The organism is Schlegelella aquatica (assembly GCF_026013905.1).
GTDB lineage: Bacteria > Pseudomonadota > Gammaproteobacteria > Burkholderiales > Burkholderiaceae_C > Caldimonas > Caldimonas aquatica.
In genome coordinates this window covers 925,798-941,075 of record NZ_CP110257.1, presented here as the reverse complement: position 1 = coordinate 941,075, position 15,278 = coordinate 925,798, and the positions used below count along the sequence as shown (strand labels likewise).

The 15,278-nt window shown below is 63.9% G+C and carries 11 protein-coding genes; all 11 read left to right on the top strand.

Features of this window, described 5'->3' with window-relative positions; genetic code table 11:
- Positions 1-59 precede the first annotated feature (59 nt).
- The 11 genes from hldE (at position 60) to pepN (ending at position 15,270) form a co-directional block, all read left to right on the top strand.
- Positions 60-1,484 carry a bifunctional D-glycero-beta-D-manno-heptose-7-phosphate kinase/D-glycero-beta-D-manno-heptose 1-phosphate adenylyltransferase HldE gene (gene hldE / locus OMP39_RS04235; protein ID WP_264893549.1) on the top strand — a complete coding sequence of 475 codons (1,425 nt, stop codon included), beginning with the start codon at positions 60-62 and terminating at the stop codon, positions 1,482-1,484.
- A 124-nt stretch (positions 1,485-1,608) separates the two neighbouring features.
- Positions 1,609-2,652 (top strand): glycosyltransferase family 9 protein, encoded by a 1,044-nt coding sequence (locus tag OMP39_RS04230; RefSeq protein WP_264893548.1) that lies wholly within the window; start codon positions 1,609-1,611, stop codon positions 2,650-2,652.
- Entirely contained in the window at positions 2,649-3,749 is a 1,101-nt protein-coding gene (locus tag OMP39_RS04225) for a glycosyltransferase (protein WP_264893547.1), read from the top strand. The genes OMP39_RS04230 and OMP39_RS04225 overlap by 4 nt, the downstream gene beginning before the upstream one ends.
- A gap of 30 nt (positions 3,750-3,779) precedes the next feature.
- Positions 3,780-4,844 (top strand): glycosyltransferase family 9 protein, encoded by a 1,065-nt coding sequence (locus OMP39_RS04220; protein WP_264893546.1) that lies wholly within the window; start codon positions 3,780-3,782, stop codon positions 4,842-4,844.
- A 5-nt stretch (positions 4,845-4,849) separates the two neighbouring features.
- On the top strand, positions 4,850-5,587 hold the full coding sequence (locus tag OMP39_RS15400) for a glycosyltransferase family 25 protein (protein WP_425340659.1): 738 nt from the start codon (positions 4,850-4,852) through the stop codon (positions 5,585-5,587).
- Positions 5,584-7,674 (top strand): glycosyltransferase, encoded by a 2,091-nt coding sequence (locus OMP39_RS04215; RefSeq protein ID WP_264893545.1) that lies wholly within the window; start codon positions 5,584-5,586, stop codon positions 7,672-7,674. Before OMP39_RS15400 ends, OMP39_RS04215 begins: the two co-directional genes overlap by 4 nt.
- A 2-nt stretch (positions 7,675-7,676) precedes the next feature.
- A complete protein-coding gene (locus OMP39_RS04210; protein WP_264893544.1) occupies positions 7,677-8,645 on the top strand; it encodes a class I SAM-dependent methyltransferase in 969 nt (322 codons plus the stop codon).
- Between the two features lie 21 nt (positions 8,646-8,666).
- Complete coding sequence (gene msbA, locus OMP39_RS04205; RefSeq protein WP_264893543.1) at positions 8,667-10,400, top strand: lipid A export permease/ATP-binding protein MsbA; 1,734 nt, start codon at positions 8,667-8,669, stop codon at positions 10,398-10,400.
- Between the two features lie 6 nt (positions 10,401-10,406).
- The gene (locus OMP39_RS04200) at positions 10,407-11,306 is read left to right on the top strand and encodes an alpha/beta fold hydrolase (RefSeq protein WP_264893542.1); all 900 of its coding nucleotides are present in this window, start codon (positions 10,407-10,409) and stop codon (positions 11,304-11,306) included.
- A gap of 182 nt (positions 11,307-11,488) precedes the next feature.
- Positions 11,489-12,593 (top strand): peptide chain release factor 2 gene (gene prfB, locus OMP39_RS04195; RefSeq protein WP_264893541.1). Its coding sequence is split into 2 segments (ribosomal slippage): positions 11,489-11,569 and positions 11,571-12,593, totalling 1,104 coding nucleotides; the frame shifts between segments, so codons are not numbered across the junction.
- A 4-nt stretch (positions 12,594-12,597) separates the two neighbouring features.
- Entirely contained in the window at positions 12,598-15,270 is a 2,673-nt protein-coding gene (pepN, locus tag OMP39_RS04190; RefSeq protein ID WP_264893540.1) for an aminopeptidase N, read from the top strand.
- Positions 15,271-15,278 lie beyond the last annotated feature (8 nt).

Here is a 15,278-nt window from a genome sequence, read left to right as displayed (position 1 = left end):
ACTTCGCCCCCTGCCGCCGCACCGCGCGTCCAGCGGGGCACGCCCACCCATCGACATTCATGCGCGTCCCAGACTTTTCCTCCGTTCGTTTGCTGGTCGCAGGCGATGTGATGCTGGACCAGTACTGGACCGGCAGCACGCAGCGCATTTCCCCCGAAGCGCCGGTGCCCGTCGTCAACGTACGGGCGGCCGACCACCGCGCCGGGGGGGCGGCCAACGTCGCCCTCGGTCTGGCGGCCCTCGGCGCCCGCGTCACGCTGGTGGGTCCGGTGGGCGAAGACGACGCAGCCACCACGCTGGCGGGGCTGCTCGAGCGAGGCGGCGTGTCCTGCGCCTTCCGCCGCGAAGCGCGCCTGCGCACCATCACCAAGCTGCGCGTGCTGAGCCATCACCAGCAGATGATCCGGCTCGACTTCGAAGACCCGCCCGGCGAGGCCGCCGCGCTGGCACCCCAGCATCTCGCCCCGTGGCTCGCCGACGTGGATGCGGTGGTGCTTTCCGACTACGGCAAGGGCGCACTGGCCCAGGTGACCACGCTCATCCAGGCCGCACGCGCGGCCGGCAGAGCCGTCCTCGTCGACCCCAAGCAGGCCGACCTCTCGGTGTACCGCGGCGCCAGCATCGTCACGCCCAACCGCGCCGAGTTCGAACGGGCCGTGGGCCGCTGCGCGACCGAGGAGGAACTGGTCGCCAAGGGGATGGAGCTGGTGGAGCGCCTGAGCTGGGAGGCCCTGCTGATCACCCGCAGCGAAGAAGGCATGACGCTGCTCGAACGCCGGCGCGAGCCGTTGCACATTCCCGCCCAGGCGCACGAGGTGTACGACGTCACCGGCGCGGGCGACACCGTCATCGCGGTGCTCGCGGCAGCGCGCGCCACCGGTGCCTCCTGGCAGGCCGCAGCCCGTCTGGCCAATGTGGCCGCCGGCATCGCCGTCGGCAAGCTGGGCACGGCGACCGTCTCGCGCAGCGAGCTGGTGCAGGCCGCCGAGGCGCCCGGCCTGCGCGACGCGCACGGCGTCGTCGACGAGGCGACACTGCTGGCCCGCGTGCGCGAGGCCCGCGCGCGCGGCGAACGCATCGTGATGACCAACGGCTGCTTCGACATCCTGCACGCGGGGCACGTGCGCTACCTGGCCGAGGCCCGTGCGCTGGGCGACCGGCTCGTCGTCGCCGTCAACGACGACGCCTCGGTGGCCCGCCTCAAAGGTCCCACGCGGCCCATCGTCCCGCTGGAAGACCGCATGGCCGTGCTCGCCGCGCTCGCCGCGGTGGATTGGGTCGTGCCCTTCTCCGAAGACACCCCCGCCCGCCTCATCGACGCCGTCCAGCCCGACGTGCTCGTCAAGGGCGGCGACTACCGCATCGACCAGATCGCGGGCCACGAAGGCGTCCTCGCCCGCGGCGGCGAAGTCAAAGTCCTGCGCTTCGTCGACGGACGGTCCACGTCGTCGATTGTCGACCGTATACGCTCCACGTCCTCCTGATGCGCCTCGTTCAGGTTGTTCATACGCGCGGCCATCGGGGCGCGGAGGTCCTGCATCTGCGCGACTCTGCCCCGCCGATCGTGGAGCGCATGGAAGGACTCCTTGCACGGCTGGTGGAGCCGGCATGACCACGCCGCGCATCCTCATCGTTCGCCTGTCGGCCCTGGGCGACGTGGTGATGGCTTCGGGCCTCATCCCCGCATTGCGCGCTCGCTACCCCCAGGCTTACCTCGCCTGGCTGACCGAGCCCGCGGCCGCACCGCTGCTGCGCCACAACCCGCGGCTGGACGAACTTCTTCTCTGGGACCGCAAGTCCTGGCAGGTGTTGTGGAAAGAGGGGCGCTACGGTTCGCTCTGGCGCGCCGCGGGCACTTTCCGTCGCATGCTGCGCGAACGACGCTTCGACCTCGTGCTGGACGTGCAGGGCCTGCTGAAGAGCGGGCTGTGCGCCTGGTGGAGCCGAGCGCCCCGCCGCGTCGCCCTCCACCCGCGCGAAGGCAGCCAGTGGCTGGCCACCGAATCCCTACAGCATTCGCCCGGCCCCCACCCTCTCATCGGCTCCGAGTACCGTCAGCTCGCACAGTACCTTGGCGCGCCCGCGCAGGCCTTTCATCTCGACATCGCGATCGGGCAGGAGCCGGCACAGGCCGCCGAACGCGCCTTGCGCGCCGCCGGAATCGAAGGGCCTTACACGGTGCTCGCGCCTTTCACGACCCGCCCTCAGAAGCACTGGTTCGAGGACAGATGGGCCCAGCTCGCCGCGCGTTGGCGAGTCCAAGGGCTGCGCTGCGTGGTGCTGGGTGGCCCGGGTGACCGTGAGGCCGCATCGCGGATCTGCAGGGGCAGCCCGCACATCGTCAACCTTGCCGGTCAACTGCCTCTGGACGTGAGCGCCGCGGTCATCGAGAAGGCGGCACTGCTCGTTGGCGTGGACACAGGACTGACTCACCTCGGCTCCGCGCTGCGAGTACCGACCTTGGCCCTCTTCGGCTCCACCTGCCCGTACGCCGACGCGGGCGTTCCGTCGACTCGCATCCTCTATCACCAGCTCCCCTGCTCTCCCTGCCACCGGCATCCCACCTGTGGAGGCCGCTTCGACTGCATGAGAGCGCACACAGTCGATGACGTCTTCCACGCCGGCCGCGAGGTTCTGGAGTTGAGCCGATGAAGATACTGCATGTGGAGTCAGGCAAGCACTACTACGGCGGTCCACTGCAGGTGATCTTCCTGATGAAGGGCCTGGCCGAATCGGGTCACCAGAACCTGCTTGCCTGCCCCAAAGGCAGCGCGATTGCGAAGGCCGCCTCCGAGCTGGGCGTCCAGGTTTTCGAACTCGAGATGAAAGGCGACTTGGACGTCGGCATGGTTGGGCGACTGCGTCGCCTCATACGCGCTCACCGGCCGGACGTAGTCCACCTGCACAGCCGCCGTGGCACCGACGTGTGGGGCGGCATCGCTGCCAAGCTGGAGGGCGTGCCCTGCGTATTGAGTCGTCGTGTCGACAACCCAGAGCCCGGGTGGCTGGCCCGCCGCAAGTACCGGCTGTACGACCGGGTCATCGCCATCTCCGGTGCGATCCGCGATGTGCTCATCGGCGAGGGCGTCCCGCCACAACAGGTTGAAGTGGTGCTCGACGCAGTCGACACCGAACTCTATCGACCTGGCTGCCAGGATAGGGGCTTCTTCCTGTCCGAGTTCGGCTTGCGCGAGAACGAGGTGACTCTGGCCATGGCCGCCCAGTTCATCCCCCGCAAGGGCCACCGCACGCTGATTGAAGCCCTGCCCGCCGTGCTCGCTCAACATCCGAACCTGCGCGTGCTGCTCTTCGGCCAGGGCCCACTGTTGCCCGACATCCAGGCGCTGGTCCAGCAAAAGGGGCTCGAGCGCGCCGTCACCTTCGCCGGTTTCCGGCGCGACCTGGAGCGAATCCTTCCGTGCGTGGACGTCGTCGTGCATCCGGCCTCGATGGAAGGGCTGGGCGTCGCCCTCTTGCAAGCCGCCGCATGCGGGCGACCGATCGTGGCGGGGCGCGCCGGAGGCATCCCCGAAGTCGTCAGGCCGGGTCTCAACGGGGAACTGGTCCCTCCGGAAAACCCGCACGCATTGGCCACCGCCCTGGCGGCCCTGGTTAGCAACGAATCGTTACGAAACCAATACGGGCAGGCTGGGCGAGAATATGTAGTGTCGCGTTTCTCTATTCCGGCCATGGTGGCCGGCAATGCCAGCGTGTACCAAGCAGTCCTCGGGTGCCGCCGGCCGCGGTAAGAGGGGCCGCCGCAGCCGTGTTCGATTCGTATGTCAGACCCTCGTCCCAAGACTGTCGTACTCCATCAGTTCACCGGCATCGGTGACTTGGTTTGGCACATCCCCTACTTCAAGGCCGTGGCCGAGCAAAGCCGAGGGGGCAAGGTCAGCGTGATCGCACAGCCGTCTACCCTGGCTCGCCAACTGATTGGCCACGAACCTTGGGTCGAAGAGATCATCGACCATGACCACCGCCCCCGGCGCAGCGAGAAGCGCAAGGGCCGGCACGCGGGACTGCTGGGCATGTGGCGCTTCGCGCAGGAGCTCAAGCAGCGCGACTTCGATCGCATCGTGCTGTTCTCCGGCCGGGTGAGCCGGGGGCTGCTGGCATGGATGACGGGCATCCCCGTGCGCATCGGCTATGGGTATCGCCGGCTGCAACGCATCTTTCTCAACCAGCCGCCCTACATCGACCGGTACAAGGGTGAGGAGGTTCCCGTGTACTTCGAAGCGAGTGCCCTTGCAGCCGCGCACCGTTTCGTCTCAGCCCCAATTGTGCCACGCCTTGATTTACCGCCAAACGCTGGGAGGAACGTTCTTGAAATCTTGGCGAAGATAGAGCGACCTCTACACGTGCTCGCCATTGGAACCTCGGAACCACATAAGCAATGGGGCCAGGCAAAATTCAGCGCCTTAACAACATGCCTGCTCGAGAAGGGCGGCAGCGTGCTAGTCCTTGGCGGTCCAGCGGAAACCGAACTGGCGAGAGAGATTTGCGAGGCTACTCCTGAATACCTACGAGAGCGCTGCCACCCCGTAACGCATTTGACAGTCTTGGAGAGCGCCCAGGTGCTGAACTCGGCCGACGCATGCGTGGGCAATGACACCGGTATGGTCAACGTCGCAGCGGCATGTAGTTGCCCTACATACGTCATCCTCGGCGACCGCCCGCCGCTTGCCCACGATCCGCTAGTTCGCTCTATACAAGGTGCCTCTCTAGCTTCGATCACAGTCGAGCAAGTTCTCGCCGTCATGCAGGAAACGGCCCAAGAATCAATAGGCTTTCGGTTCCGGCCCCAGGCCAATTCACCGCGGAAGGCCTTCCCAGACGTATAGTAAGCATGTACCTCCTCCCCATTTTTGTTATCAACTTGCCCAGCAGCACCGACAGGCGAGCGCTCATGGAATGCGAACTCAATCGCCTAGGTGCAACAGCTGAGTTCTTTCCTGCGATCCGTGGGTCCGATATACGCCACGAGATCCATATCAAAGACCCACATAACAATCTCACAGACGGCGAACTAGGGTGCTATATGAGCCACGTAGCGCTGTGGAAACGCATAGCGTACTCGGCACTGCCATCCGCGGTTGTTCTGGAGGATGACGTTTGTCTCTCCCCCGCTTTCTTGCAGGTGTGCAAAGAGCTGACTAGCTCTCACCTAGTTTTTGACCTCGTTCGCCTGGGAAGCTTGAGGAAGGCGAAAGGCATTCCGGTCGGCCGCTTACCCACCGGACACGAACTGCTTCTTGCTACTGCCGCCCCGGATGGAACACAAGGGTATCTTATCACCCGATCAGGAGCCGAAGCCTTATTGAGGCGGATCTCCCGCCCTACCGCTCCCATTGACCGCCAGCTCAACCAGTACTGGGAGTACGGATTAAAAGTCTTGTTACTGAGCGAACCGGTCGTTCATCACAACTTGCATCTCGAATCGACTATCGATCCCAGCGGCCGCGCCCCAATCAATACCTCTCTTCCGCTCATTCAGCGACTCCGCCGCTCGATAAAAAAGAGAGCCGCAATCGCGGCACTACGCAATCAAATTACCGGACAACCATCATCTCCGCCCAGTTCATGAGCATCGACGTCTCGATTGTTCTCAATGCCCACCGCGAAGCGCATTACATAACCAGGACCCTGCGCTCAATTTACGATCAGGTCATCTTCGCCCGCCATCATGGTCTGTCGTGCGAACTCATTGTCGTCTTAGACGATCCTGATCCGGTGACCGAGGGCGCGTTCGACAATTGGGATTACGGCTTTCTAACTGCACACACGATTCTTCGTATCCACGAGCGCTCACTTGCGCGGGCGCGTAATTATGGCTGCCGTGCAGCACAAGGAAAGTATGTCGCGCTATTGGATGCCGACGATTTATGGTCTTATAACTCTCTGGTGGAGAAGGTACGCACAGCCCAGCACCAGCCGCGCACCATCATCCTTCCCGAGTATGTTTATGCGTTTGGAGATCGACACTTTCTTTGCCGCTATCAGACTGCCAATCCGCGAGCGTTAATTGACAACCACCCCTACATCTCACAAATTTTCGCACCCAGGGCTTTGTGGGCCGAGCTCGAGTATGCACACCCCGACGTTTCAAGAGAGTACGCATACGAAGATTGGCACTTTCACTGCGAAAGCATCGCAAAGGGCTGGAACTTCGATTCAGCACCCTCTACCGTCTTGTTCTATCGGCAACACGCCCGGAGTATCATGGCTCAGAGCCGACGCCTTCATGCGTACTTCGTGCAGAGCCGTAGTTCCCTATTCGACCCCGAAGTGTATTTCGCTACATGTAACGAGGATGCGATCGCCCCCCTGCAAAGACGTCCGAACTTCGGCGTTCCCAAGACTGCTCTCACCGCCGCGTTTTGGCGCGATACCGCGGTTAGAAAAGCCATCCAACTCGCATCGGAGATCGAGCCTGCCATCGACCCTGAGAAGTCCAGCAAATGCCTGATGGATGTGGCGTACATGCCGCCCACAGCTGTAGGCGACCTCTATCTGAGGATATGTGAGGCGGTAAGGAATTGCGCCATAAAGTCGAACTACACTGACGTAATCCTCCTCCCCAGCCTTTGCGTCGGAGGAGGCGAGAAGTACTTGCTGCAAGTGGCTGAGGCGCTCCAGTCTACCGGCCAAGCTCGCGTCTTAATTGTTGCGACTGATCCTCATGGCCCTCATCCTTGGCAGTCTCGGGTTCCACCCGGAGCGGACTTCTTGGCGCTCTCGGATTGCCGGATAGGAGACACCTCTTTTGACGGCGTTGCCATAGCTGTTTTTCGGCTGCTACAGTCGTGCGCAAACGATGCCCGGCTTCACTTCAAGCCCTCGGATTTCAATCACCTATTCCTCCGCAGATATGGAAAAAAGCTTGCGAATAGGCTAATCTACTACCGGTGGTGCGACGTGGAAGTTGAATTCGGGTCAGCGCGGTACAAGGCCCCTTTTGTGACTGCCTTGCTGGACGAAATGAAGGACAACTTCTGGCGGGTAGTTTCCGATTGCGAAGCGATCACTATAGAGGACCAGAGGCGGATGGGTTGTCCAGCGGAAAACTACCACGTTCTGCCTGCATATGTAGAATCTGCTCATTCCGAACCCGTTTATCGTTTGAAGGACGGCTTTCGCTTTCGCCTGATGTGGGCCTCGCGCTTGGATAGGCAGAAGCGGCCCGAGCTCGTGGTTCGAATTGCCCAGTTGCTGAAAGAGCGCGCCCCCCAGGTTCATATCGACGTTTTTGCCCCAACGCACAGCCTATTCCGGGCGAAAACGATGTTTCTCGCAGCACCTAATATTGAAAATCGACCGGCATTTTCCAGCTTGGGAGAGCTTCCCCTATCTGAGTATGACGGACTAATCTACACCTCTTTCTACGATGGGATGCCGAACGTGATTTTGGAAGCCATGAGCTTCGGATTGCCAGTCATTGCCCCTAGCGTTGGCGGAATCCCGGAAGCAGTACGGCATTCTGAAACAGGTTTTCTTGTACCTCACCTAGCCGAAGATGGCGCCGCAGCAGAAGCTTACGTTACCGCCATACTTGCTATGTACACCGACTTCAATGAATGCAGGAAGGTGAGCGAGGGTGCTTGGGCCTACTGCCGAGAAAAGCGCGACAGACGCCAGCACCTTGAGCGGGTCAGAAATATCTATGAGCTTTGAGCATGAGTGAAGAACGTATCAGCTTCTCGGCGGACGGTACCACGTACCATGCCTTCTACTTTGGTGAACACGTCGCGAGGTATGCCCTCGCGTACAACGCGTGCAGAGGCGCTCGGGTTCTGGACATCGCCTGCGGCGAAGGATATGGCTCTAGGCTGATGCGAGACTGGGGAGCGGCCGACGTTCTCGGAATCGACATATCGCCGGATGCTATTGCGCGCGCAAGGAAATATTTTGCGACTGACGGGGTGGAGTACCAGTGCGCGTCAGCGTTGGATTTGAGAACGGCAGTCGATGGCACGAAGTTCGACCTGATTGTCTCCCTTGAGACGATAGAACACCTTGAATCTCCACACTTGTTTCTTCGCGCCCTCACAGAGTGTGTCGCGCCGGGCGGAACGATTATCATAAGCTGCCCGAATGATCACGCGTATGGAGAGACGAACAATCCTTTCCATTTGCGCAAGTATACTTTTGAGGAATTCAGAACTCTGACCGAGGAGGTGCTCGGCAAGGCAGACGAGTGGCTTCTTGGCACTCCCGCTCTCGGACATTGTCATCTTTCGCCAGATGCGTTGCCTGCGGAAGCGACGTCGGCTCGGGATGTTCTGAAAACCGCTACGCATCGTGCGCAGCCGTGGATGATCCCCCCGCAGGCTGGAACTCGCGCGCAGACTGAGAATTGCGCTTACTATGTTGGGAGGTGGGGGCCCGCGGCGCTAACACCGGCCATTGTTACCGCACCGCAGTCGTTGCCTGCTTCCATAGAGATCTGGCGGCTGTACGACTCCGCACAGAAGACCATCACCCGCTTGCGTGAGGAGAACGAACGTCTTCGGCTGGCCCAAATTCTGCTCGCCGAGCGCAGCACGCTTTCGACTTTCGATGTTCCGGCGGTCGATGGAAAATGGCAGCGGCGCCGGAGAAAATGGCTGAGGAGCATTCGAAAACGACTCGGGATCGCGGCCTAGGAGAGTCGGGCGCGCAGAAACATGAACCTTAAAGACGTTTCCCACCGGCTATTTGCGTACATTACCCCCCATAAGGCGGGGATTGCGCTGGGGATTTTGTGCTTCTTTGCATCCGCTGCTATCGAACCCCTGGTTCCGGCGCTTCTGAAGCAGCTTCTCGATAAGGGTTTCAGGACAGCCGATATTGCGTTTCCCGTCTGGCTTGTCCCGGTGGCAGTGATTGGACTCTTCGCCACCCGGGGGCTGCTCGCATTCACTGGCACATATCTATTCAATTGGTCTACTTCGCAAGCCGTACTCGCTCTGCGGACCGACCTTATTAGATCCGTGATGCGCGCCGATGCGAGTTTATACACTCAACTCTCTCCCGGCGTTGCGGCGACGCGAGTTATCAATGATCCGCACCACGCCACCAGCTCGTTGGCCGGTGCGCTGACAACAATATTGCGCGATGGGACGACCCTCCTCGCTCTACTCGGGTACCTTTTTTACCTAAACTGGAAATTGACCCTGATTTCCCTCGTGACGATGCCGTTACTAGGCTACGTGGTGAGGACCGTGCAAAAACGCGTCCTCTCCGTGGGGAGTAGGTCATACGAGTCCCAAATCAAGCTCGTGGGCATTGTGGACGACATCACCCGCGCCTGGAGAGTGGTGCGGACCTTTGATGCCGGTGAATTTGAGCACCAGAGATTTACGGAGGAAGCGAAGCGTCTGCGTCGGATGACGCTTAAGAGCGTAGCGGCCGGCGCTACTATGACACCCCTTACCCAAGTCGTGGCAAGTGCGGGAGTTGCGCTCATCCTGACTCTTGCCTTGATCGACGCAAACCGGGGAGGCACCTCCGTCGGCGAGTTCGTGGCGTTTATCACCGCGATGCTGATGACCATCTCGCCGATGCGGCACCTGACAGACGTGACCCAACCAATCATCGGTGGGTTGATTGGGGCCAGAGCGTGCTTCGATTTGATGGACACGCCGCCGGAGCCGGACACGGGCACACGTGAATTGGAGGCGGGCCAGTGCCGGGGCGATATTCGCTTTGATAGGGTGACGGTGGTATACCCCGGCAGCGAGCACAAGGCCCTCAATCAACTCGAGCTGGAGATCCCCGCCGGCAAGACGATCGCCCTCGTGGGGCCCTCCGGGTCGGGCAAGACGACCATCGTCAACGCGATGCTCGGCTTTGTCGCCCCCACCGAAGGGCGGATCACGCTCGACGGCATCGACATCACGGAGATCCGCAAGGCCTCGTTGAGGCGGCAGTTCGCGGTGGTGTCGCAGGACATCGTGCTCTTCGACGGGCCGCTGGCCGATAACGTGGCCTACGCCGCGCCGAAGGACATGGCGCGCATCGAGGCGTGCCTGAAGGCCGCCAACCTCTGGGACTTCGTGCAGTCGCAGCCGGAGGGGGTGAACATGATGATCGGCACCAACGGCAGCCGTCTCTCGGGCGGGCAGCGGCAGCGGCTCGCGATCGCGCGGGCGCTGTACAAACAGGCGCGAATCTGGGTGTTCGACGAGGCCACTTCGGCGCTGGACTCGGAGTCGGAGCGCATCGTCCAGCAGTCCATTGAGCAATGGCACGGCGAGAAGACGCTGATCCTCATCGCGCACCGGTTGAGCACGGTGCGCAATGCCGACCGCATCTATGTAATGTCGGACGGCCGCGTGGTGGAAGCCGGCACGCACAAGGAACTGATGGAGCGCGGCGGCCTGTACGCCGGTATGGTGGCCGCGCAGGCGATGGAGTGAACACGAATGACGAGCCCCTATACCCCCCATCGCACTGCACGCAGCGAGTACCGGACCATCCGCGGGTTGCGCTATCACGTGCAGGTGTGGGGCGCTGCCCAGGGAGCGCAGCCGCCGCTCGTGATGCTCCACGGCTGGATGGACGTCGGGGCCTCGTTCCAGTTCGTGGTCGACGCGCTGGCACAGGACCGGCACGTGATCGCGCCTGACTGGCGCGGCTTCGGCCTCACCCAGGCGCCTGGGGCCGACTGTTACTGGTTCCCTGACTACCTGGGCGACCTGGACGCGCTGCTGGACGCTCTTGCTCCTGGCCAGGCGGTGGACCTGGTGGGCCACAGCATGGGCGGCAACGTCGCGATGATCTACGCCGGCGTGAGGCCCGAGCGGGTACGGCGGCTGGTGAACCTGGAGGGCTTCGGCCTGCCCGAGACGACGCCCGACCAAGCCCCTGCCCGCTACGCCAAGTGGCTCGACGAGCTGAAGACGCCGATGGAGCTGCGCAGCTACGACTCGCTCGACGCGGTGGCCGAGCGGCTGTGCAAGAACAACCCCCTGCTGCGGCCGGAGTTCGCCAGCTGGCTGGCGCCGCACTGGGCGCAGCCGGCCGAGGACGGGCGGTGGGTGATCCTGGGCGACCCGGCCCACAAACGCACCAACCCCGTCCTCTACCGCAAGGAAGAGGTGTTGGCCTGCTGGCGCCGCATCACCGCCCCCACGCTGTGGGTGGAAGGCGACCGCACGAACCTCGCGCAATGGTGGGGCGAGCGCTACCCGAGGGCCGACTTCGAGGCGCGCCTGGCTGTGGTGCCGCGCCTGCGCCGCGAGGTGCTCAGCCCGGCGGGCCACATGCTGCACCACGACCAGCCCGAGGCGCTGGCGCGTCTGCTGGACGACTTTCTCTCCTGACGAGCCCCGTACGGCCGCGCCGCCGAGGCGGCCCCGGCCGTCGGGTGCCAAAAACGGATACGGGCGAGCGCGCCCCTGCGTGAGAAAATCCCCCTCTTCCCGGCCCTGCGCCGGCCGCCCGGGTCTTGGCTTTGCCTGCCGACGGGCGCACCGAATACCGACACGAACACCAGGACACCCGCATGGACAACGAACGCATCAACGCCATTGGATCTCGCCTCGCCGACTTGGCGGCCCGCACCGCCGAGCTACGGAGGTATCTTTGACTGGGAGACCAAGTCCCATCGTCTGAGCGAGGTCAACGCGGCGCTGGAGGACCCGGCCGTCTGGAACGACCCGAAGCGCGCCCAGGAACTGGGGCGCGAGAAGAAGTCGCTGGAAGCCGTGGTGCTGACCATCCAGCGGCTGGAATCGGAGCTCGCGGACAACGGCGAGCTCTTCGAGATGGCGCGCGACGAGGGCGATGAGGCGGGCCTGCAGGCCATCGAAGCCGAGGCCGAGAAGCTCGCCCGTGAGGTCGAGGACCTCGAGTTCCGCCGGATGTTCAGCAACCCGGCCGACCCGAACAACTGCTTCATCGACATCCAGGCCGGCGCGGGCGGCACCGAGGCCTGCGACTGGGCGGCCATGCTGCTGCGCCAGTACCTGCGATATTGCGAGCGCAAGGGCTTCAAGGCCGAGGTGATGGAAGAGTCGCCCGGCGACGTGGCCGGCATCAAGAGCGCGACGATCAAGGTCGAGGGCGACTACGCCTACGGCTACCTGCGCACGGAGACCGGCGTGCACCGCCTCGTGCGCAAGAGCCCGTTCGACTCCTCGGGCGGGCGCCACACTTCGTTTGCGAGCGTGTTCGTCTACCCGGAAGTCGACGACTCGATCGAGATCGAGATCAACCCGGCGGACGTGCGCACCGACACCTTCCGGGCCTCGGGCGCGGGCGGCCAGCACATCAACAAGACCGACTCGGCGGTGCGCCTCACGCACATCCCGACGGGCATCGTGGTGCAGTGCCAGAACGACCGCTCGCAGCACCGCAACCGCGAGGAGGCCTGGGCCATGCTGCGCGCGCGGCTCTACGAGCACGAGATGCGCAAGCGCATGGCCGAGCAGCAGAAGCTCGAGGACAGCAAGACCGACGTCGGCTGGGGCCATCAGATCCGCTCCTACGTGCTCGATCAAAGCCGCATCAAGGACCTGCGCACCAACGTCGAGATCTCCAACACGCAGAAGGTGCTCGACGGCGATCTCGACGCCTTCATCGAGGCCAGTTTGAAACAGGGGTTGTGACACCATGCGCGAAGCCACTGCCGTCGTGATCCGGCGCGAGGACTATGCCCCGCCGCCCTACTGGATCCGCACCGTCGAGCTGACCTTCGATCTCGATCCGGCCAAGACCATCGTCACCAGCCGGATGCAGATCGAGCGCAACGAGGCCGTGCCGGCCCAGCCGCTCAAGCTGCACGGCGAGGACTTGAACCTCCTGCGCGTGCTCGCCAACGGCGAGAGCGTGAGCTTCCGGCACGAGGACGGGTGCCTGGTCATCGACAACCCGCCGCCCGCGCCCTTCACACTGGAGGTGCGCAACACCTGTGCGCCCGAGAAGAACACCCAGCTCTCGGGCCTGTACACCTCGGGCGGCGGCTTCTTCACGCAGTGCGAGGCGCAGGGCTTTCGGCGCATCACCTACTTCCTGGACCGCCCGGACGTCATGTCCGTCTACACGGTCACGCTGCGCGCCGACAAGGCCAAGTACCCGGTGCTGCTGTCCAACGGCAACCTGATCGAGCAAGGTGACCTCGAAGGCGGCCGGCACTACGCCAAGTGGCACGACCCCTTCCCCAAGCCGAGCTATCTCTTCGCGCTGGTGGCGGCCAACCTGGTGTGCCGCGAGCAGAAGATCCGCGCCCGCTCGGGCCGCGAGCACCTGCTGCAGGTGTACGTGCGCGCCGGCGACTTGGACAAGACCGAGCACGCGATGCGTTCGCTGATGGCCTCCATCGCGTGGGACGAGGCGCGCTTCGGCCTCTCGCTCGATCTGGATCGCTTCATGATCGTCGCGGTGAGCGACTTCAACATGGGTGCGATGGAGAACAAGGGGTTGAACATCTTCAACACCAAGTACGTCCTCGCCAACCCGGCCACCGCGACCGACACCGACTACTCCGGCATCGAGAGCGTGGTCGGCCACGAGTACTTCCACAACTGGACGGGCAACCGCGTCACCTGCCGCGACTGGTTCCAGCTCAGCCTGAAGGAGGGCCTGACCGTCTTCCGCGACCAGGAGTTCAGCCAGGACCTGGCTGGCAGCCCCTCGGCGCGCGCAGTCAAGCGCATCGACGACGTGCGCCTGCTGCGGCAGCACCAGTTCCCGGAAGATGCGGGCCCGATGGCGCACCCGGTGCGGCCGGACAGCTATGTCGCGATCGACAACTTCTACACCGCCACCGTCTACGACAAGGGCGCCGAGGTGGTGCGGATGATGCAGACGCTGGTTGGGCGCGAGGGGTTCGCGCGCGGCATGACGCTGTACTTCCAGCGCCATGACGGCCAGGCAGTGACCTGCGACGACTTCGCCCAGGCGATCGCCGACGCCAACCCCGGCAGCCCGCTGGCCGAGCGCCTCGAGCAGTTCAAGCGCTGGTACAGCCAGGCCGGCACCCCGCGTGTGACCTCGCGTGGCCACTACAACGCCGAGACGCAGACGTACACGCTGGAGCTTTCGCAACATTGCCCGCCCACCCCCGGGCAGGCCGACAAGCAGCCCTTCGTGATCCCGGTGGCCATGGGCCTCATCGGCCGTGACGGCCTGCCCCTGCCGCTGCAACTGGTGGGCGAGAGTGCCCCGGTGGGGACCGACCGCGTACTGGTGCTCCACGAGGCCACGCAGCGCTACGAGTTCGTGGGGCTCGAGGTGGAGCCGGTGCCGTCGTTGCTGCGCGGCTTCTCGGCGCCCGTGGTCCTGGAAGACACGCTGAGCGACGCGGAGCTCTTGATCCTGCTCGCCCACGACTGCGACCCGTTCAACCGCTGGGAGGCCGGCCAGCGCCTCGCGCTGAACCGCCTGCTCGCCGCGATCAAGGGCGACGGCCGCCTGCACCTGGACGAGCCCTTCCTCGACGCGATGAAGGCGGTACTGCACCACCCTGCGCTCGATCCAGCGTTCAAGGAGCTGGTACTCACGTTGCCGAGCGAGAGCTACATCGCCGAGCAACTGGAGCAGGTGGACCCCCAGCGCATCCACACGGTACGCGAGACGATGCGGCTGCAACTGGCGCAGTGCCTGCACGCGGACTGGGAGTGGGCCTTCGAGCACCACCAGGTGCAAGGCGGCTACTCGCCCGAGCCGGGGCAGGCGGGCCGACGGGCGCTGGCCAACCTGGCGCTTGGCTACTTGTGCCTGGCCGCCGCCGAGAAGAACCTGCCCGTGTGGCCGGGCAAGGCCTACCAGCGCTTCAAGGACGCGACCAACATGACCGACCGGCTGGGAGCGCTGGCGGCCCTGGTCGGCGCGCACCACGACCTCGCCGAGGTGGCGCTGGAGCGCTTCCATCAAATGTTCAAGGACGAAGCGCTCGTCATCGACAAATGGTTCGCCCTGCAGGCCACGGCCCCCGAGAAGGAGGGCCGCGTGTTCACGCGCGTCAAGCAGCTGATGGCGCACCCCGACTTCTCGCTGCGCAACCCCAACCGCGCGCGCAGCCTGATCAACGCGCTGTGCTTCAGCAACCCGGCCGCGTTCCACCGCGCCGACGCCGCGGGCTACGTCTTCTGGGCCGACCGCGTGCTCGAGCTGGATGCGATCAACCCGCAACTGGCGGCCCGCCTGGCGCGTGCGCTGGACCGCTGGAAGCAGTTGGCCGAGCCCTACCGCAGCGCCGCCCGCGAGGCGATCGCCCGCGTCGCGGCCAAGGCCGAGCTCAGCGACGACGTGCGCGAGATCGTGACGCGCGCGCTGGCCGAATGACGGTTTCT